This window comes from Nonomuraea sp. NPDC003201, from assembly GCF_053590415.1.
This window is the reverse complement of record NZ_JBSFTC010000420.1, coordinates 1-1,174: the sequence shown is the minus strand read 5'-3', so window position 1 is coordinate 1,174 and position 1,174 is coordinate 1. Positions and strand designations below refer to the sequence as shown.

Annotated in this window: 1 protein-coding gene; it reads right to left on the bottom strand. The window is 73.8% G+C overall.

What is annotated here, in order from left to right:
* Positions 1 to 1,133, bottom strand: a 1,133-nt coding sequence (locus ACWDX9_RS56350) for a histidine kinase dimerization/phospho-acceptor domain-containing protein (protein WP_449971128.1), incomplete at its 3' end; no start/stop codon positions are given.
* Positions 1,134 to 1,174: the final 41 nt, after the last annotated feature.

The window sequence follows — 1,174 nt, the reverse complement described above, 5'->3', positions numbered from 1 at the left end:
GTCACGCCCGTCCCATGATCGCCCACCTCGATGGCCAGCCCGGGGCCGACGTCGGAGACGGTGACCGCGACCTCTCCATGGCCGTGGCGTACCGCATTGTCGACGAGTACGCGCAGGATCTGCCGGACGGCCGCGGGCTGAGCCGTCGCCGGCGGCAGTTCCGGCTCCACGGTGATCGTCAGCCGGCGGCCGTGCTCGGCCAGCGGGCCGTGCCACTCCTGCCGGACCTCCTCCATCAGGGCGCCGACGTCGAGGTGTTCGGTCGGCACGCGGCTGTCGCGGCTGAGTCGTACGAGATCGTCGATCACCTCCTGCAGCCGCTCTCCCCTGCTCAGCGCGGCCCGTACCGCCGGAACCAGGTCTGACCCGGGGCGGGACAGGGCGGATTCCAGGCCGAGCAGCAGGCCGGTCAGACCTGTGCGGAGCTGATGGGAGACATCGGCGCTGAAGGCCCGCTCGCGCGACAGCACGGCCCCCAGGCGGCGGGCGGTCGACTCCAGGGCCCGCCCGGCCTGGTCGGCCTCGCGCAGGCCGGACGGGGAGGCGCGGACGCTGAAGTCACCGCCGCCGAGGGCCTGCGCCGCGGTGGTGAGCCGTTCGAGCGGCGCGGCGAGCCTGGCCGACTGCCGCACGGCCACGCCCGCCGCCAACGCGATCACGATCAGCGCGAGTCCGCCCAGAAGCAACCAGGCCTCGTGGACGCGCTCCTCGACCTGCGCGTTCGGGGTCGCCACCCGGATGACCATGGCGGTGCCCTCGTCGGAGGGGACCGGCGCGGACACCGCCAGGAACCCGCCCTCGACGGCGTCGTGGACGCGTCCGTCCTTGCTGGAGACGGTCAGCCGTGAGTGGGCGGGACCGTCGCCGAACAACCGGGCGCCGGCCACGTTGTAGCCGCCGATGGCCAGGTCACCCGACATGCCCGTCGGCAGACTCAACGGCGTCCGCGGCTCGTCGGGCACGGCGGCGGCGACCCAGGCGGCGTCGCGTTGCAGGGCCGCCACGGTCTGGTCGTGGAAGAGCAGGCTCACCGCGACCGCCAGCGGCACCAGGAAGAGCGCGACGGCCAGGGCGGTCACGCTCACGATCACCACCAGCACCCGCCGCCGCAGCGGCACGCCCTGCGCTGTCACCCCTCCAGAGTGGCAGACGCAAGGTAAACGCCCCGCTAACC